At 71.5% G+C, this 16,715-nt stretch carries 16 protein-coding genes and 1 pseudogene; 10 read left to right on the top strand and 7 right to left on the bottom strand.

Annotated features, from left to right (window positions below; all coding sequences use genetic code 11):
• Positions 1 to 85: 85 nt before the first annotated feature.
• The 3 genes from BLR04_RS19600 to BLR04_RS19590 are packed head-to-tail and all read left to right on the top strand — an operon-like array spanning position 86 to position 2,407.
• Positions 86 to 703, top strand: coding sequence for a DedA family protein (locus BLR04_RS19600; RefSeq protein ID WP_090767050.1), 618 nt, complete (start codon positions 86 to 88; stop codon positions 701 to 703).
• A complete protein-coding gene (locus tag BLR04_RS19595) occupies positions 687 to 1,772 on the top strand; it encodes a sensor histidine kinase (RefSeq protein WP_090767047.1) in 1,086 nt (361 codons plus the stop codon). Before BLR04_RS19600 ends, BLR04_RS19595 begins: the two co-directional genes overlap by 17 nt.
• Positions 1,763 to 2,407 carry a response regulator gene (locus BLR04_RS19590; RefSeq protein WP_090767045.1) on the top strand — a complete coding sequence of 215 codons (645 nt, stop codon included), beginning with the start codon at positions 1,763 to 1,765 and terminating at the stop codon, positions 2,405 to 2,407. The genes BLR04_RS19595 and BLR04_RS19590 overlap by 10 nt, the downstream gene beginning before the upstream one ends.
• Before the next feature lie 259 nt (positions 2,408 to 2,666).
• Here the strand turns inward: BLR04_RS19590 and BLR04_RS19585 are convergent, their stop codons facing one another.
• Positions 2,667 to 3,167, bottom strand: coding sequence for a DoxX family protein (locus tag BLR04_RS19585; protein ID WP_218129068.1), 501 nt, complete (start codon positions 3,165 to 3,167; stop codon positions 2,667 to 2,669).
• Positions 3,168 to 3,324: 157 nt separating this feature from the next.
• On the opposite strand from BLR04_RS19585, the gene BLR04_RS19580 reads away from it, so the two are divergent.
• Both BLR04_RS19580 and BLR04_RS19575 read left to right on the top strand, forming a co-directional pair.
• Positions 3,325 to 3,486 carry a hypothetical protein gene (locus BLR04_RS19580; RefSeq protein ID WP_176903181.1) on the top strand — a complete coding sequence of 54 codons (162 nt, stop codon included), beginning with the start codon at positions 3,325 to 3,327 and terminating at the stop codon, positions 3,484 to 3,486.
• Between the two features lie 562 nt (positions 3,487 to 4,048).
• Positions 4,049 to 4,492 carry an SRPBCC family protein gene (locus BLR04_RS19575; RefSeq protein ID WP_090767043.1) on the top strand — a complete coding sequence of 148 codons (444 nt, stop codon included), beginning with the start codon at positions 4,049 to 4,051 and terminating at the stop codon, positions 4,490 to 4,492.
• Here the strand turns inward: BLR04_RS19575 and BLR04_RS19570 are convergent.
• Positions 4,468 to 5,163, bottom strand: a complete 696-nt coding sequence (locus BLR04_RS19570; RefSeq protein ID WP_245740348.1) for a CTP synthase C-terminal region-related (seleno)protein — start codon at positions 5,161 to 5,163, stop codon at positions 4,468 to 4,470. The two genes, BLR04_RS19575 and BLR04_RS19570, sit on opposite strands and share 25 nt — an antisense overlap.
• A gap of 71 nt (positions 5,164 to 5,234) precedes the next feature.
• On the opposite strand from BLR04_RS19570, the gene BLR04_RS19565 reads away from it, so the two are divergent.
• Both BLR04_RS19565 and BLR04_RS19560 read left to right on the top strand, forming a co-directional pair.
• Positions 5,235 to 6,101: a LysR family transcriptional regulator gene (locus BLR04_RS19565; RefSeq protein WP_090767038.1), complete on the top strand. Its 867-nt coding sequence runs from the start codon at positions 5,235 to 5,237 to the stop codon at positions 6,099 to 6,101.
• Between the two features lie 108 nt (positions 6,102 to 6,209).
• Positions 6,210 to 8,579: an ATP-binding cassette domain-containing protein gene (locus BLR04_RS19560; protein ID WP_090767036.1), complete on the top strand. Its 2,370-nt coding sequence runs from the start codon at positions 6,210 to 6,212 to the stop codon at positions 8,577 to 8,579.
• Here the strand turns inward: BLR04_RS19560 and BLR04_RS19555 are convergent, their stop codons facing one another.
• Together BLR04_RS19555 and BLR04_RS19550 are read right to left on the bottom strand one after the other, a co-directional pair.
• The gene (locus tag BLR04_RS19555) at positions 8,580 to 9,065 is read right to left on the bottom strand and encodes a class I SAM-dependent methyltransferase (RefSeq protein ID WP_245740347.1); all 486 of its coding nucleotides are present in this window, start codon (positions 9,063 to 9,065) and stop codon (positions 8,580 to 8,582) included.
• 126 nt (positions 9,066 to 9,191) lie between these two features.
• Positions 9,192 to 10,523 carry a serine hydrolase domain-containing protein gene (locus BLR04_RS19550; protein ID WP_090767034.1) on the bottom strand — a complete coding sequence of 444 codons (1,332 nt, stop codon included), beginning with the start codon at positions 10,521 to 10,523 and terminating at the stop codon, positions 9,192 to 9,194.
• A gap of 85 nt (positions 10,524 to 10,608) precedes the next feature.
• On the opposite strand from BLR04_RS19550, the gene BLR04_RS19545 reads away from it, so the two are divergent.
• Entirely contained in the window at positions 10,609 to 10,806 is a 198-nt protein-coding gene (locus BLR04_RS19545) for a hypothetical protein (protein WP_090767032.1), read from the top strand.
• A 409-nt stretch (positions 10,807 to 11,215) separates the two neighbouring features.
• Here BLR04_RS19545 and BLR04_RS19535 read toward each other — a convergent pair.
• The 3 genes and pseudogenes from BLR04_RS19535 to BLR04_RS19525 form a co-directional block, all read right to left on the bottom strand.
• Positions 11,216 to 11,868, bottom strand: a pseudogene (locus tag BLR04_RS19535) (DUF998 domain-containing protein).
• A 33-nt stretch (positions 11,869 to 11,901) separates the two neighbouring features.
• On the bottom strand, positions 11,902 to 13,047 hold the full coding sequence (locus BLR04_RS19530) for an FAD-dependent oxidoreductase (protein WP_090767027.1): 1,146 nt from the start codon (positions 13,045 to 13,047) through the stop codon (positions 11,902 to 11,904).
• A gap of 18 nt (positions 13,048 to 13,065) precedes the next feature.
• On the bottom strand, positions 13,066 to 14,070 hold the full coding sequence (locus tag BLR04_RS19525; protein ID WP_090767024.1) for an NAD-dependent epimerase/dehydratase family protein: 1,005 nt from the start codon (positions 14,068 to 14,070) through the stop codon (positions 13,066 to 13,068).
• Between the two features lie 402 nt (positions 14,071 to 14,472).
• Here BLR04_RS19525 and BLR04_RS19520 point away from each other — a divergent pair, with 402 nt between their 5' ends.
• Positions 14,473 to 14,931, top strand: coding sequence for a GbsR/MarR family transcriptional regulator (locus BLR04_RS19520; RefSeq protein ID WP_176903179.1), 459 nt, complete (start codon positions 14,473 to 14,475; stop codon positions 14,929 to 14,931).
• Positions 14,932 to 15,289: 358 nt separating this feature from the next.
• Positions 15,290 to 16,684: a TrkH family potassium uptake protein gene (locus BLR04_RS19515; RefSeq protein ID WP_342672284.1), complete on the top strand. Its 1,395-nt coding sequence runs from the start codon at positions 15,290 to 15,292 to the stop codon at positions 16,682 to 16,684.
• Positions 16,685 to 16,715: the final 31 nt, after the last annotated feature.

Raw genomic sequence — 16,715 nt, 5'->3', positions numbered from 1 at the left:
TACGACGGGGCTGTGGTTTACCCCAGCACGAGAAGGGAAGCAAACTTCATTCCCGGCGCATCCGATCTTCTCTACCCTTTAGCCCATGACTGACTGGCTGGTTGGACTGATGGAGAGCCTCGGCGCCCCCGGGGCCGGGCTCGCGATCGCCCTGGAGAACCTCTTCCCGCCCCTTCCGAGCGAGGTGATCCTCCCACTGGCCGGCTTCACCGTGAGCAGGGGCCGCATGGAGCTCTTCGACGTCCTGCTGTTCACGACCCTCGGCTCGGTCATCGGGGCACTGGCCCTGTACGGGGTCGGCGCCCTGCTCGGCCGCGAGCGCACGCTCGCCATCGCCGCCAAGCTCCCCCTGGTCAAGATCGCCGACATCGAGAAGACCGAGGTCTGGTTCCGCCGCCACGGCCACTGGACCGTCTTCTTCGGCCGGATGATCCCGATCTTCCGCAGCCTCATCTCCGTCCCGGCGGGCGTCGAGCGGATGCCCATTCTGCTGTTCACCCTGCTCACCACAGCCGGCAGCCTCATCTGGAACACCATCTTCGTGCTGGCCGGCTACTACCTCGGTGAGAGCTACGAACTGGTGGAACAGTACGTCGGCATCGGCACCAACGTGGTGATCGCCATCGTCGCCGTCGCGATCGTGGTCTTCGTCGTCGTCCGCCTGAGCGAGCGGCGCAAGGGCCGGCATGCCGGTCGCCGCTGACGGCCTGCGCCTGCTGGGCGCGGTCGCGCTCGGCGCCCTCACCGCCGTGCTCGAGCTCGCCTTCCTGCTGCTGTCGCTGCCGTTCCTCGGCAACCCCAACGTCGCGGCCGCCGCCCGCCGGCTGGCCCGCGCCGAGACCCGCCGGCTGCGGCTGGAGCCGCCGGCGGGCGGGGCGAACCGCGTCGCCGCCTACCTGGCCGCCCGCGTCCCGGTCGGGGTGCTCGGCGGGCTGGTGGTCCTGGCGCTGGTCTACGGCATCGCGACGGTGGCGGAGCTGGTCGCGGCGTGGAGCCGCGGCGAGCCGTTCGACGGGATGCTGCCCTCGGGGCCGCTGGTCACCTACTTCGTCGTCGGCGGGACGGTGGCGCTGTTCCTCGTCCTGTCGGGCGTCGCCGGCGTGCACGCCATGGAGCGCCGCCTCGCCCGGCGGCTGCTCGCCCCCGACCCCACCGAGGCGCTGGAGCGGCGCATCGCCGAGCTGGCCGAGAGCAGGGCGGGCATCGTCGCCGCGGTCGACTCCGAACGCCGCCGCATCGAGCGTGATCTGCACGACGGCCTGCAGCAGCGGCTGGTCGCCCTGTCGATGCTGCTCGGCCGGGCCCGCCGGGGCCGCGCCGAGCTGCTGGAGCAGGCGCACATGGAGGCGCAGCAGGCGCTGGCCGAGCTGCGGGAGGTGGCCTGGCGTGTCTACCCGAGCGGCCTCGACGCCCTGGGCCTGGGTGAGGCGCTGGCGGGCGTGGCCGAGCGGTCGGGCGTGCCGGTCACGCTCGACTGCCGCCTGCAGCGGCGGCCGCCGACGTCGGTGGAGACGGCGGCGTACTTCGTGGTGTGCGAGGCGGTGACGAACGCCGCCAAACACGCCGCCGCCACCCACATCGCCGTGCAGGTCCGCGAACAGGACGGCGCGCTGCTCGTCGGCGTCCGCGACGACGGGCACGGCGGTGCCGACCCCGCGGGCGGCGGCCTGTCCGGCCTGGCGCGGCGGGTGGCCGCGCTGGACGGCGACTTCGCGGTGAGCAGCCCGGCGGGCGGCCCGACCCAGGTCACGGCGGTGCTGCCGTGCGGGTGATCCTGGCCGAGGACTCCACGCTGCTGCGCGAGGGCCTGGTGCGGCTGCTGGCGGAGGAGGGCCACGAGGTGGCCGCGGCCGTCGGCGACGGCCAGGCGCTGGTGGCGGCGGTCGACGCGCACGACCCGGACACCGTCGTGGTCGACGTCCGCATGCCGCCCACCCACACCGACGAGGGCCTGCGCGCGGCGCTGGACATCCGCCGCCGCCGGCCGCACGTCAACGTGCTGGTGCTGTCGCAGTACGTCGAGAAGAAGTACGCCGCCGAGCTGATGAGCTCCGACGTCGCGGGCGTCGGCTACCTGCTGAAGGACCGCGTGGCGCAGGTGGGCGACTTCCTCGACGCGCTGGAGCGGGTCGGCGCCGGCGGCACGGCCTTCGACCCGGAGGTGGTGCGGCAGCTGCTGGCGCGCACCACGCAGGTCGACCCGCTGTCGCGGCTGACGCCGCGCGAGCGCGAGGTGCTGGAGCGGATGGCGCAGGGCCTGACCAACGCCTCGATCGCCCAGCAGCTGCACGTGTCGCAGAGCGCGGTGGAAAAGCACGTCAACTCCCTGTTCGACAAGCTCGGCCTGGCGCACGCCGGCGGCTACAGCCGGCGCGTCCTGGCCGTCCTGCGTTTCCTGGAGTCCTGACCCGCGGCCCGGGCCGGCACTCCGGCCGCGACGTCCAGCTCGGCAGATCTTCGTCGGCTGCGGGATGGGGCACCCTACCGGAGGAGCTGCAGGTAAGGCCGCCGACCCCGCTCAACGCCGGGGTGTCCATCGAGGCCGCCCGCCGCCGCCGAGACCACCCAGATTCACGCGCCGCCCGACGCCGCCGTGACCGAGCGGCGCACTGATCGCACAGTTGGCCCCTCCCGGTTCAGGCTGCTCTGATCCATGACCTGGCCGATCACCTCCGGCCGCCCGTCTGCGCCGGGCGCATCCCCAGGCGGCGCCGCACGACGGCATCCAATGAGTAGCGTCCGGCACCCACGATGAGCAAGAAGACGCTGCCACACAACATCGCCAGATCGGTCCGGGACTCGTGGGCGAAGTCCCACCATCCTCTCGCATCTGCGTACAGTGCGGCGTTCCCCCACAGGATCGGCAGCTTGGTGATGGACAGCGCGCCGATCATGTTGATGATCATCGGGATGGCGGCCGGGCGGGTGAGCAGGCCGGCCAGGAGCAGCAGGCCGCAGCCGATCTCGAACACGCCGTCCAGTGGCGCCAGCACGCCGGGAAACGGGATTCCGGCCCTGGCGAAGCGGCCCTCACCCAGATCTTCAGGGAACAGGAACTTCTGCACGCCCTCCGAGAGGAAGATCGTGCCCACATAGAACCGTATCCAGGCCGTCGCACCAGGAGCACGCGTGCTCATCAGGCGTGACCACAATCCGTCGAACCGCACCCGCACTCCACCTCGGAACGCTCGTACCCCGATATCGGTGCTCGACTCCAGGGGTTCGTCGAATCCGATCTCCGCTTGAGGGGAACAAGCCGGGCGGCAGGATCACGTCACCCCGCCTGCGGGGCCCGTCTGGCTGCAGTTCGCCATTCTGGGCGCGGTGTTGATCGCTTTGGAGTTCCTGGCCGACGCGACGGTCGGCATGCTTGCGGGGCGAATCGGTGGCTGGCTGCGCAATCGCCAGGCGGTGCGCCGCCGGCTCGACGCCGCGACCGGGACCGTTTTCATCGGCCTGGGTATCACTCTCGCGGCCCAGCGCTAGAATTCGAGACCCTCGCTCCGCCTCGTCGATCAGATCGAACGCGTACTGGAATCGCCGCCAAGAGATCACGTCTGGCCATTTGCCGCCGGAGGTCCCGGCCGTTCACCGCCGTAATGTGCATTCCAGGGCAGCACCGAAACCAGTACGAACGGTAGCGGCAAAGATTCGCCGGCCGCTGCCTCAATCGAGAGATTCTGCTCCGCCGCTACCGGAATCTCAATAAACGCGTGGTTCATCGTCGTCGGCCTCGCGCAATCCGTGTCACCTGACCCTGCGCCAAGACGAAACCTGCATATCTTTCGCTGTCGAACAGGCGAAGCGATGGCGCGTGTGGGTAGGGAGCGCACGACATTGCCCTGACCTGTGCGCTACGCCGCCCGCGGGACCGGACCTCCCGTACCTCCCAGAACTTCCCGAACGACGCCGCTCACCATCCGGCTCCCTCGCCGGCGCCGCCGCCGGCCAAGTACGTCGACCCGGTGCCGAGGCTGCCGGTCGCCGAGCCCGACGTGCCCGGGATGCCACCCGACCCGCCCGGCCGGGCATCGGCAAGGATGGAATCATGGGCAAACCCGTGTACGCGGCCGCCGCCGCGCAGGTCGACGCGCCGCCTGAGCAGGTGTTCGCGCTGGTCACCGACTGGCCCCGGCACCGCGAGTGGATGGTGTTGACCACCGCCCGGCGCACCGGCGAACGCACCCTGGAGGCGTTCACGGGGGTGGGGCCGTTCGGGTTCCTCGACACGATGACGATCACCCGCTGGGAGCCGCCGTCCCTGGTGCACGTCGAGCACACCGGCCGCCTCGTACGCGGCCGCGGCGTCATCCGGGTACGCCCGCACGAGGGCGGCAGCCGGATCGTGTGGGCCGAGGAGCTGCTGCTGCCTTTCGGCGTGCTCGGGCGGGTGGGGTGGGCGGCGGCGCGCCCGTTCGTGCCGGCCCTGCTGCGACTGTCGCTGCGCAGGCTGGCCGCCCTGGCGGCTCAGGAGGCCACGCCGGGCCGCTGAAGCGCGCGCTCGGCCACGGCCGCGGCGAACGCCGAGATCACCGGGTGCGGGCGGCCGGCCAGCTCCGGCTGGAACAGCGTGGCCAGGAAGAACGGATGGCCCGGCAGTTCGGCGGCCCGCACCGCACCGTCGTCGGCGGCGTGGCCGCTGAAGACCAGCCCATGCGCGGCCAGCGTCGCCGTGTAGCGCTCGTTGAGCCCGTAGGAGCAGAAGTACGACTCGACCGTGGTGGCGGCGCCCATGATCTGCGCGATCCGTGAGCCGGGCGCCAGCACGACCCGTCCCTCGTGCCCGGCCAGCGAGCAGGCCAGCGGCTCGAGCAGGACGTCGCGGGCGTGCGGGGTGTTCTCGGCGTGCGCCACCTCCAGCCCGCACACGTTCCTGGCGTACTCCAGCAGCATGTGCTGGAAGCCCCCGCAGGTGCCGAGGAACGGGATGCCGCGCTCGCGCGCCACCTGAGCCGCCCGCACCGCGCCCGCCTCGTCGCGGTAGGGGCTGCCCGGCACGATCCAGATCCCGTCGAAGCCCTCCAGGCCGGTCACGTCGGTGGTGGGGATCCAGTACGGGTCGAGCGCGACGCCGTCCCGCTCGCGCAACGCCTCCATGATCAGCGGGATTCTGGCGTGGGAACGGACGGCGGGGGAGCGGTCCCCCACGAGGGCGATTCTCATGGGCACCATCGTGGCCGACCACCCTCGATAAGCGCCAACGATGATTCGTGCACCTGGTATAAGCATTCCTGATGGACCCTCAGTTGCTCACCACGTTCGTGACCGTCGCCCGGCACGGCTCGTTCTCCGCCGCCGCCACCGAGCTCGGCTACACCCAGTCGGCCATCTCGCAGCAGATCGCCGCGCTGGAGGCCGACCTCGGGCTGGCGCTGCTCAGCCGCCGCCCCGTCGCACCCACCCCGGCCGGCGTCCGGCTGCTGGAGCACGCCGAGGCGCTGCTGCTGCGGCTGCGCGCGGCCCGCGCCGACGTGCTGCGCGCGGCCGCCCCACCGCGCAACCGGTTGCGGCTGGCCGCCACACCGCTCGCCGTCAACCCCGTCCTGGCCGCGCGGCTCGCCCGCGCCCGCGCCCGCGAACCCCGCCTGGAGCTGACGCTGAGCACCTGTCCGGCCGAACAGGTGCTCGCCGAGGTCGCCGCCGGACGGGCCGAGCTCGGCCTGGCCGACGGCATCACCGCGCCCAGCGACCCGCTGCGCCTGCCCGAGGCCGGCCTCATGACCACCACCGGGGTGAGTCAGGAGGACCTCGTCGTGGTGCTGCCGCCCGACCACCCGCTGGCCGCGCGGACGGCGCTGCGGCTGGGCGACCTCGCCGACGCCCGCTGGCTGGACACGCCGCTGTGCCCGCCGTCGCGGCTGCGCGACCTGGTGGGGGACGGGTTCCCTGCCGGGCTGCGCTACCAGGGCGACGACGTCCACACGCTCGGCACCCTCGTCGCCGCCGGCCACGGCCTGACCCTGCTGCCCGCCTCCGCGACCCCCCGCGGCGTGCACGGCGTCGCGCTCGCCGAGCCCCGGCTCGCGCACCGGGTGGAGCTCATCCACGGCACCCTGCCCGCCGGAGCGGCCGCCGACCTCGCCTCCGCCCTGGCGGGCTGAGCAGAAACGGAGAAGCGACCACCCCTGCTTCCCGGCTAGCGTGGCCGCCGGGAGGCACTCGCGCCCAACCCCTGACGAGCCCGCCGACGAGATGGAGACACCCCGAGCATGGTCACGTCCCCCGAGCCGCACGTCGCCGACACCCACGATCTGATCCGCGTCCACGGAGCCAGGGAGAACAACCTCAAGGACGTCAGCATCGAGATCCCCAAACGCCGCCTGACGGTGTTCACCGGCGTGTCCGGCTCCGGCAAGAGCTCCCTGGTGTTCAACACGATCGCCGCCGAGTCCCAGCGCATGATCAACGAGACGTACAGCGCGTTCGTGCAGGGCTTCATGCCGGCGATGCCGCGGCCCGACGTCGACGTCCTCGAAGGACTCACCACCGCGATCATCGTCGACCAGCAGCGCATGGGCGCCGACCCCCGCTCCACGGTCGGCACCGCCACCGACGTCAACGCCATGCTGCGCATCCTGTTCAGCCGGCTCGGCGAGCCGCACATCGGCTCACCCCAGGCGTTCTCCTTCAACATCCCCACCGTCCGCGCCAGCGGCGCCGTCACCGTCGAACGCGGCACCGCCAAGACCGTCAAGCAGACCTTCACCCAGCTCGGCGGCATGTGCACCCGCTGCGAAGGCCGCGGCACCGTCTCCGACATCGACCTGTCCCAGCTGTACGACGACTCCAAATCGATCGCCGAGGGCGCCTTCACCATCCCCGGCTGGAAGTCCGACAGCTTCTGGACGGTCCGCACCTACGCAGAATCAGGCTTCCTCGACCCCGACAAGCCCATCCGCGAGTTCACCGAACAGGAGATGCGCGACTTCCTGTACCGCGAACCCACCAAGATCAAGGTCGAGGGCGTCAACCTCACCTACGAAGGACTCATCCCGAAGATCCACAAATCGTTCCTGTCGAAGGACCGCGAGGCGATGCAGCCGCACATCCGCGCGTTCGTCGACCGGGCGGTGACGTTCACCTCCTGCCCCGAGTGCGACGGCACCCGCCTGAGCGCCGCCGCCCGCTCCTCCAAGATCAACGGCATCAGCATCGCCGACGCCTGCGCGATGCAGATCAGCGACCTGGCCGCATGGGTGCGTGACCTCGACGAGCCGTCGATGGCGCCGCTGCTCGGCTCGCTGCTGCGCACGCTGGAGTCGTTCGTGGAGATCGGCCTCGGCTACCTGGCGCTCGAACGTCCCGCGGGCTCACTGTCGGGCGGCGAGGCGCAGCGCGTCAAGATGATCCGCCACCTCGGCTCCTCCCTCACCGACACCACCTACGTCTTCGACGAGCCCACCGCCGGCCTGCACCCCCACGACATCCAGCGGATGAACCGGCTGCTGCAGCGGCTGCGCGACAAGGGCAACACGGTCCTGGTCGTCGAGCACAAGCCGGAGACCATCGCGATCGCCGACCACGTCGTCGACCTCGGCCCCGGCGCCGGCACCGCGGGCGGCGCCGTCTGCTTCGAGGGCACCGTCGAAGGGCTGCGCGCCGGCGGCACCGTCACCGGCCGTCACCTCGACGACCGCGCCCGGCTGAAGGACACCGTCCGCAAACCCACCGGCGCGCTGCAGATCCGCGGCGCCACCACCCACAACCTGCGCGACGTCGACGTCGACATCCCGCTCGGCGTGCTCGTCGTCGTCACCGGCGTCGCAGGCTCAGGAAAGAGCTCCCTCGTGCACGGCTCGATCCCGGCCGAGGCGGGCGTGGTGTCGATCGACCAGAGCCCCATCCGCGGCTCCCGGCGCAGCAACCCCGCCACCTACACCGGGCTGCTCGACTCGATCCGCAAGGCGTTCGCCAAGGCCAACGGCGTCAAACCCGCTCTGTTCAGCGCCAACTCGGAAGGCGCCTGCCCCGCCTGCAACGGCGCCGGCGTCCTGTTCAGCGACCTGGCGATGATGGCCGGCGTCGCCACCACGTGCGAGGAGTGCGACGGCAAACGCTTCCAGGCCCACGTCCTGGAACACCGCCTGGGCGGCCGCGACATCAGCGAGGTCCTCGCGATGCCGGTCAGCCAGGCCGAGGAGTTCTTCGGCTCCGGCCCCGCGCGCACCCCGGCCGCGCACGCCGTCCTGCGGCGCCTGGCCGACGTCGGGCTCGGCTACCTCAGCCTCGGCCAGCCGCTCACCACGCTGTCCGGCGGCGAACGCCAGCGGCTCAAGCTCGCCACCCGCATGGCCGACCAGGGCGGCGTGTACGTCCTCGACGAGCCGACCACCGGCCTGCACCTGGCCGACGTCGAGCAGCTGCTCGCCCTGCTCGACCGGCTGGTCGACGCCGGCAAGTCGGTCATCGTCGTCGAGCACCACCAGGCGGTCATGGCGCACGCCGACTGGATCGTCGACCTCGGCCCCGGCGCCGGCCACGACGGCGGCCGGATCGTCTTCGAGGGCACCCCGGCCGACCTCGTCGCCGCCCGCTCCACCCTCACCGGCCGGCACCTGGCCGACTACGTCGGCGCCTGATCAGGAGGGGGCGCGCCAGGTGATGCTGTAACGCCACAACAGGTGCCGGCGGTACACCGAGCCGGGCAGCAGCTCGGCGGCCAGCTCCCGCATCTGCCCGTACGTCACCGGCGGCGGCCACAGCACCGGCGACGGATGCTCCCAGTAGGTCCTCCCGGCGCGGAGCACGGCGTTGCCCGCGACCGCCGCCAGCTCACGCGGCAGGTCGCGCGGCATGCTGGAGCGGGCGCAGCCGATGACGACCAGCACGCCGCCGGGCCGCACCAGCTCGCGCATGCGGGCCAGCCCGGCGGCGGCGTCCATGTGGTGCAACGTGGCCACGCACGCGACGACGTCGAACGAGCCCGGCTCGAACGGATGCCTCAGCACGTCACCGACGACGTACTCGACGTCGCCGGGCTGCCGCCGGGCCTGCTCGATGCTGGGCTCGTGCGGGTCGAGGCCGGTGACGTGCGGCACCAGCCGCCGTAACTCGCGGGCCAGCATGCCCTCGCCGCAGCCGACGTCGAGCCCCGCTCGGCGCCGCGGGGCACCGCGCGCAGCACGCGGGAGTGGTAGTGGATGTTGTGGTTCCACCGCTCGCCCGTCCGCGCGCGGCCCCCCGCCTGCGGCTCAGGCATGCCACTCGCTGACGCCGCCCGGCACCGGCGCGGCCGGGTCGTAGGGCTCGCGGGTGAAGACGAACGTGTTGAGGTCGAGGTGGTCGGCCGCGACCCGCAGCGTCTCCCCGGCGTAGTAGCCGTCGAGCCCCAGCCACGTCCCGTCGTCCTGCGGCACGAACCGCGAGGCCCGCCCGGCGCCGCCGACGGGCTCCAGCGACAGCCCCCGCTCGGGCAAAAGCCGCAGCGTGTACGGCTTGGGCCCCCAGTGCCACAGCCCCGTCAAAGCCAGCAGCGCGGGGTCGGCGGCGACCGGCTGCCACTCCTCGGGCAGGCGAGGCTCGTGCTCGTCGAGGATGTCCAGCAGGTCGTTGAGCAGGGCGCCGCTCATGCCGGAGGTGGTGTTGGCCATGAACAGCACGCCGACACGCTCGCCGGGATCGCACCACACCGTGGCCAGGAACCCCGGCATGGATCCGGTGTGCCCGGCCAGGCGGCGCCCGCGGGCGCGGGACAGCTGCAGGCCCAGCCCGTAGCCGGAGGTCCAGGTGTCGCCGTCGTCGACGATGGCCGGCTCGCGCATCTCGGCCAGGACGGCCGCCGGCAGCACCCCGCCGGCCTCCCCGCCGAGGAACGCCGCCCACCGGGCGAGGTCGTGCGGGGTGGACCACATCTGCCCGGCCGGGGCCATCGCGTCGGCGTCGTGCTCCGGCTCGGTCAGCAGCACGTCGGCCCACGGGTGGACGGCGTACCCGGTGGCGTGCGGGGCGCGCGGCCGCGGGGTGGTGTCACGCATGCCGAGCGGGTCGAGCACCTCCTCCTGCAGTGCCTTGAGCCAGCTGGTGCCGCGCAGCCGCGCGACGAGCTCGCCGAGCACGCCGAAACCCAGGTTGGAGTAGTGGAAACGCCGTCCGGGCCGGTGCTTCAGTTCCTCGGCGCCGACTCGGTCGAGCAGCTCGGCAGCCGGGATGCCCGGGGTGCGCTCCCACCAGGCGGTGGGCGGCTCGGCGGTCAGGCCGGCGGTGTGGGAGAGCAGCTGGGCGACCGTCAGGTGGCCCAGCCGCGTGCCCGGCACGTGCCGCTCCAGCGGGTCGTTCAGGTCGAGCAGGCCCTCCTCGCGCAGCCGCATGACCATGACGGCGACCATGCTCTTGGTGATCGACCCGATGCGGTACTGGGTGGCGGCGGTAGGGGCCGCGCCGTCGACGCGGCCGCGGCCGCCGAACCACGCGAGCGACCCGTCACGGACGATCGCTGCCGTCAGCGACGGGATCCTGCATTCGGCCTGTTCGACGGCCAGCCTGCGCAGCAGGGCGCGGGCCGTCGCATGGTGCACCTGACTCATGGGGACAAAGGGTAGCCCCGGGCGGCCCCCTCCGTGAGACGGCGTCCGCGCCCGGCGGGAGAGGGAACCGGCTAGCGTGCCGGGTATGAGCGACCCCCGGCAGATCTGGCTTCCCCACGGCGTCATGTTGCTCTGCGACACCTGCGACAACGACGTCTTCGAGGTGCACACCTGGAAACTCCAGACCACAGGGATGACCTTTCTCGGCCTCGACTGGGCCAACCGCGACGCGACCTGCTACGTCTGCACGGCGTGCCGCCGCATCCACTGGTTCCACCTGTGACACCCGGCCCCGTCCCAACCGGCAGGCGGGCGTCCGCCTCGGTCGGCCCACCAGGACCGGTCGCCACGCGCTCGGCCCGGCCGAGGCGTTCGGGCCTCCAGCGCTCCGCCGGGACGGGGGCTGACGAGCATCGGAACACCAGGACCTCGACGACCAGCTCCGGTTGGACCCGCTTGTATGTCACGGGCTCGCCCTTGCCGTGCAGGCCGCTCGCCCACCCGGCAGGCGGGCGACTTCGATCAGGTACGGCTTCCGGCCAAGGCTGACCGGTGGCGGATGTTCCTGAGTCAGGTGGCGCAGCTAGATGCCGTGTACATGTCGACCGTGTACATGACGACGGAGTATCCGGCCACCGCGGTCCCTTACCAGCCGAAGGAGGGCCGGCCCAGGCCGAGCAGGATCTGCATCCTCATGCCTCCGTAGCGGTGTTCGCGTGGCGCAAGCGGGCGCCGAAGGCGATGACCAGCACACCCGACCAGCGTGAGTAGGCCGCCCACCCTCGGCTGCCGTCACGAAGGCTCCGCGCCAGCACGAAAGGCGCGGCCGCCAGTCCGGCGAACAGCATCAAACCGGCCAGCCCATGAACACGGCCCGCGGTGGTGACCACTTCGGGCCGGCCAGGCGGGTAGCCGAGGGCGGGATCAGTGGGCACGATCCCGGCCACGGCCAGCGCCAGGCCGCAGGCCGCGATGAGGACGGGCCCCGGATGGCTCCGCGTCCGGTACGAAGCGCACGGCGTAGCCCGGCGGCGAAGGCGAGCAGCAGGAGCCCGCCGATCACGAAGTTGACTGTCTGCAGCCAGCCGCGCTCGCCGGTGCCGACCTGGCTGGCGCCGTGGTGCCAGACGCTGTACCCGGGCCGGGTGGCACCGTCGATCAGGATCAGTGCCGGGACGAGTACGCCAGCGGCGATGCCGCAGGCGAGCAGGGTCGTGGTCGGGGCGCATCGGACAGTTGCTCCTCGCTCCGCGATGCCCGCATCGCGGGCCGACCAGGCTTCCCGGCTCGCCGACGTTCGCGCCCATCCGAGGGCGCGTTGGTAGAGACACGTGGAATGTGACACTTGGCCGTTCGCCCGGCCAGGTGTCCTACGGGGTCAGCCCTCGATGAAGCGGCGGATCATATATCGGCGGACCGGCGAAAGGGAGGCCAGCCGCAGCGGCAGCAGGCTCAGCCACAACACGAGCGGGTTCGCCGGGGCGTAGACGCCTTTGACACGGCGGCCGAGCTTCTGTTTGCGTTCGGCTTCGGGCCGGATGGCGGCCTCCCAAGCGTCCAGCGCGGTGGGGATGTCGCCTGGGTGGGCGGCCAGTTCGGTGCCGAGCCGGTCGGCGCCGCCGACGGCGAGCGCTGAGCCATACCCGGCGAACAGGGTGACGCACCAGGCCGCGTCTCCCAGCAGCACTACCCGGCCCTTGCTCCATTGCGGTGCCACGACCTGGCTGACGGTGTCGAAGTAGACGGAATCGGCCTGCTGGAGCCCGGCGAGGGCTTCGGGGATGACCCAGCCGAGGTCGCCGTAGACGCGTTCCAACTGGGTGGCGACGTCCTCGCCGGGGCGGGCGTGGCTGGTGCGGTAGCCGAAGAAGGCGACGTTGCGGCCGTCGCCGACGCCGATGACCGCCGCGGTGCGGCCGTTGGACGACAGAGTGCCGGTCGCCCCGGGTGCGATGGCGGCGGGCCGCCGCTCCAGCATGAAGACGGCGACCTTGTGCTCCAGGTCGAGCAGGAAGTCCTCTTCCGGGCCGAGCAACAGAGCGCGGGTGGCCGAGTGCAGGCCGTCTGCGCCGATGAGCAGGTCGGCCTCCTCGATACTGCCGTCGTCCAGGGTGACGCGGACGGCGCGGCTGTCCTGGTCGATGGCGGTGAGAGTGGCGCCGAAGCGGATCTCGGTGTGGTCGTGGACCTTGTCGTACAGGACGGCCTCGAGGTCGCCGCGCAGGATGGTGATCGAGCGGGGTCCGGTGGTGGCGGCGATGGTGGCGCGGTCGAGGGCGAAGCGGCGTTCGCCGTTCGGTTTGTGGTAGACGAGCTCGGTGGTGTCGAATGCCTTGGCGCGCAGGTCGGCCAGAATTCCGAGGCGTTCGGCGGCGTCGTAGCCGATGCCGCCGAAGGTGACGGCGTAGCCGCCGCCGCGCCGCTGCGGGGCGCGTTCGACGATGAGGGTGTCCCAGCCGATCTGGTGCAGGCGCAGGGCTGTGGCCAGGCCGGCGATCCCGGCTCCGATGATGATGGCGCGCATGAAGTCTTCGAGTTCCTCTCAGTAGGGGAGCTGGTCGAGCAGCCGCTGTTCGGCGGCGGCATCCAGCCAGGTGTCGGGTGAAGGTGTGTCCGCGCGCGGCACCGGGTCGCCTTCTGTCTGCAGCCAGGTCCAGGTGTCGGCGAGGGTCGCGCGCAGCGGGCGCGTGGTGAGGCCTTCGGCCAGAGCGGCGCTGACGTCGGCGTCGTGCATGCCGCTCGGGACGCTGCCGTCGGGCAGCCGCAGACCGAGCTCCACGCCGAGCGGCAGGCCGTGCCGCACGAGCAGGTTCGGGTCGGCCCACACCAGCTCGGCGTCGATGCCGGTGACCTCCAGCGCCGTGGTGAGCAACTCGCCTAGGGTGATCGCGCCAGGTGGGCCGGTCACGGTGAAGGCGCCACCGAGACTGCGTTCGGCGCACTGGAGCATCCAGGCCGCCAGGTCCCGGACGTCGAGGTACTGAAGGGGCGTCTCGGCCGGGGCGGGGGCCAAGATCCGACCGCCCTTCTCCAGGCGGCGCAGCCACCACGGGATGCGGCCGACGTCCTCATACGGGCCGAGGATCATCCCGGCCCTGGCCAGCAGCGCCCGCGCGCCGAAGCATTCCAGGACGGCGAGCTCGCCGCCGCGCTTGGCGACGGCGTAATCGGCGTCGTCGGTGCTGCCGGGGTCGCCGTGGGCAAGGGGCGCGTGCTCGTCGGCGCCCGCGGGCCAGGGCCAGCGGTGTACGCCGCGGCTGGAAACGTACCCGTAGTGCCCGGTCCGGTCGGCCAGCAGGCGGGCGGACTCGCGCACCACTCGCGGCGCCCAGGCCCCGGTGTCGATGACCGCGTCCCACTCCTCATCACGCAGCGCCCGCCGTACGCACTCGGGGTTGGTGCGGTCGGCGATGAGCGCCCGCACCCCGGGCGCGGGCTGGCGGCTGATGCCGCGGTTGAGCGTGCTCACCTCATCGCCGCGCTCCAGCGCGGCCTCGACGATCGCGCGGCCCACATGGTGAGTGCCGCCGAGAACGAGAAGTTTCACGCGGTTGTCCTCCGCCCCGCCGACGGGCCCACCTGCGTGCCATCGACCGTGGGGGTGGGGTCGGCGGGGTCGTAGCGGTATCGGCTGGGAGAGCTCTGATCACCGGAGGGGGTACGGCCGCACACCCGTGCGCGGCTGCCGTCCGAGCGGTGCGGCGTCCAGCAGCGCGAGCGCGTCCGCACGCGTACGTGGTGACGCAGGGCAGGGCGTCCGCCGAACAAAGGGCTGAGGAAGGTCATCGGGTCGTCTCCTGGTCGGCACATGTTGCTCGCCGACCAGGCTTCCCGGCACACCATCGTGTCCTCCCCCGTGGAGAGGTCGATGCGAGGACTATACCCAATCTTCAAACATTACTGAAATGTCAGTATCTTCGATATTCTGTCTCCCGAGAAGGAGGCGCACGTGAACGACAGGCCTGAACAGTGGCGCGCGGCCGAACGGCTGGCCCTGACGCTGATCGAGGTCGGGCTGCAGCGCATGGCCGCGCGCACGCTGGCGGTTTTCCTGTTCACCGACCAGGACAGTGTCACCGCCGGTGAGATCGCCGATCGGTTGGAGGCCAGTGCAGGCTCGGTCTCCGGCGCGATCAAATCCCTGATGACGGTCGGCCTGATCGAACGCCTGCCCGCCCCCGGCAGCCGCCGCGAGCACTACCAGCTCCGCGAGGATGCCTGGGCCACCCTGTTCACCAGCCAGAACACCGTCATCCAGGCCATGCTTCAGGCCGCGGCCGCCGGAATCGCCGCCACCGATGAGGGCGATCCCGCCCGTCGGAGACTGGTCCAGATGCACACCTTCTACGACTTCCTGCTCGGCGAGCTGCCCGTTCTGCTGCACCGCTGGCATCAGCAGAACGGCTGACCCCGGCCTCGAGGCCCGGCAAGCGGCAGTCGTGCTCGGCCCACGGCGAGGATTTCACACCGAACTTCGTGGCGATGCGGGGGAGTCGAGGCCGGACCACATCATGCGGCTCAGCCCTCGCGCACCCCCCTTCTCCAGCCGCCGGCCGGCGGCGAGAGGCCGGTCTGCTCGGCCACCGCGCGCCGGCTCACCCCTTCGGCGCCGAACAACTCCAGCGCGGCGTTACGGATCCGGCTGTTGTCCCGTTGTTGTGGGTGGTGTGCCCGGCTGCGCTACGGTGTGGCGCGGAGTGCCGGGAAGCCTGGTCGGCGACGTCTTCAGCCGTGCGACGTGACGGAGGCTTCGCGATGGATAGCAGGTGCGGCGTGCCCGGGAGCGGTCCTACCTCTGGGTCGGCTTCATGAGGCGGCGCTCTCCGGCCGTGCAGGGCCGTGGCCGTCATCCGGCCGTGGTCATCGTCGTCGGGTTCGGCGCGACGGTGGTGGTCGGGACGCTGCTGCTCGGCACCCCACTGGCCACTACCGAAGGCGACAGCTCCCACTGGCTCACCGCACTGTTCACCGCCACCTCCGCCGTCTGCGTGACGGGCCTGGTCGTGGTGGACACCGCGACGCACTGGTCAACCTTCGGCGAGATGGTGATCGTCGCACTCATCAAGGTGGGCGGGCTGGGCATCATGACGCTGGCCACGCTGATCATGGTGATCGTCTCGGGCCGGATCGGCCTGCGAACCCGACTGTCAGCCCAATGGGAGACCAAGTCGGTGGCCGCCACCGACCTGCGCCACGTACTGCGCAGAGTGGTGGTCTTCAGCCTGATCTGCGAGGCGACCGTCGCCGCGGTGCTCACCGTACGGTTCGTCACCGGCTACGGCGAGCCGGTGGGCAGGGCCGTCTACCTCGGTCTCTTCCACGCGGTATCGGCGTTCAACAACGCCGGCTTCGCGCTGTGGCCGGACAGTCTGATGCGCTTCGTCACCGACCCGTGGATCTGCCTGACCATCGCGCTGGCCGTCATCGTCGGCGCTCTCGGCTACCCCGTCGTGTTCGAACTGGTGCGTACCTGGTGGAGACCGGGCCGTTGGTCCGTGCTGACCCGCGTCACGGTCGGCATGAACGGGTTACTCCTGGCCGGTGGCACACTCGCGTTCCTGGCGACCGAGTGGCGCAACCCGGCCACGATGGGGCCGCTGGACGACTCCGGCAGGATGCTGGCCGCCTTCTTCGCCGCCGTCATGCCACGATCGGGTGGCTTCAACACCCTCGACATCGGCCAGATGCATTCCTCCTCATGGCTGGTCACCGACGCGCTGATGTTCATCGGCGGCGGCAGCGCCGGGACCGCGGGCGGCATCAAGGTCACCACGTTCGGCTTCCTGCTGTTCATCATCTGGTCGGAACTGCGCGGCGAGCACCGGGTGAACATCGGCCACCGCCGGCTGCCGTCGGCCACCCAGCGTCAGGCGCTGTCCATCAGCCTGCTCGGTGTCATCCTGGTCACGCTCTCAACCTGGATCCTGCTCGTCATCACCCCACACGATCTCGACCAGGTGCTCTTCGAGGTGGTCTCGGCCTTCGCCACCAACGGCCTGTCCACAGGCATCACCGCCGACATCCCCCTGGCCGGGCACGTGCTGCTGAGCGTGCTGATGTTCATCGGCCGCATCGGCCCGCTCACGCTGGGCACAGCCCTGGCCCTGAAGCAGCGCACCCGCCGCTACGAACTGCCGGAAGAGAAAGTGATCCTTGGCTGACGCGAGCGTCAGAACCCGGAGCGCCGAGAGC

Source organism: Nonomuraea maritima (assembly GCF_900100395.1).
GTDB lineage: Bacteria > Actinomycetota > Actinomycetes > Streptosporangiales > Streptosporangiaceae > Nonomuraea > Nonomuraea maritima.
Note: the sequence above shows the minus strand (reverse complement) of the source record. Positions and strands in the feature narration are given on the sequence as shown.

What these genes read in the sequence shown, in the direction of transcription:
- BLR04_RS19600 (WP_090767050.1), top strand. Translation starts at nt 86, where the DNA reads ATGACTGACTGGCTGGTTGGACTGATGGAGAGCCTCGGCGCCCCCGGG.
- BLR04_RS19570 (WP_245740348.1), bottom strand. Translation starts at nt 5,163, where the DNA reads ATGAGAATCGCCCTCGTGGGGGACCGCTCCCCCGCCGTCCGTTCCCAC.
- BLR04_RS19545 (WP_090767032.1), top strand. Translation starts at nt 10,609, where the DNA reads ATGAGCGACCCCCGGCAGATCTGGCTTCCCCACGGCGTCATGTTGCTC.
- BLR04_RS19560 (WP_090767036.1), top strand. Translation starts at nt 6,210, where the DNA reads ATGGTCACGTCCCCCGAGCCGCACGTCGCCGACACCCACGATCTGATC.
- BLR04_RS19555 (WP_245740347.1), bottom strand. Translation starts at nt 9,065, where the DNA reads ATGCTGGCCCGCGAGTTACGGCGGCTGGTGCCGCACGTCACCGGCCTC.
- BLR04_RS19565 (WP_090767038.1), top strand. Translation starts at nt 5,235, where the DNA reads ATGGACCCTCAGTTGCTCACCACGTTCGTGACCGTCGCCCGGCACGGC.
- BLR04_RS19530 (WP_090767027.1), bottom strand. Translation starts at nt 13,047, where the DNA reads ATGCGCGCCATCATCATCGGAGCCGGGATCGCCGGCCTGGCCACAGCC.
- BLR04_RS19550 (WP_090767034.1), bottom strand. Translation starts at nt 10,523, where the DNA reads ATGAGTCAGGTGCACCATGCGACGGCCCGCGCCCTGCTGCGCAGGCTG.
- BLR04_RS19595 (WP_090767047.1), top strand. Translation starts at nt 687, where the DNA reads ATGCCGGTCGCCGCTGACGGCCTGCGCCTGCTGGGCGCGGTCGCGCTC.
- BLR04_RS19575 (WP_090767043.1), top strand. Translation starts at nt 4,049, where the DNA reads ATGGGCAAACCCGTGTACGCGGCCGCCGCCGCGCAGGTCGACGCGCCG.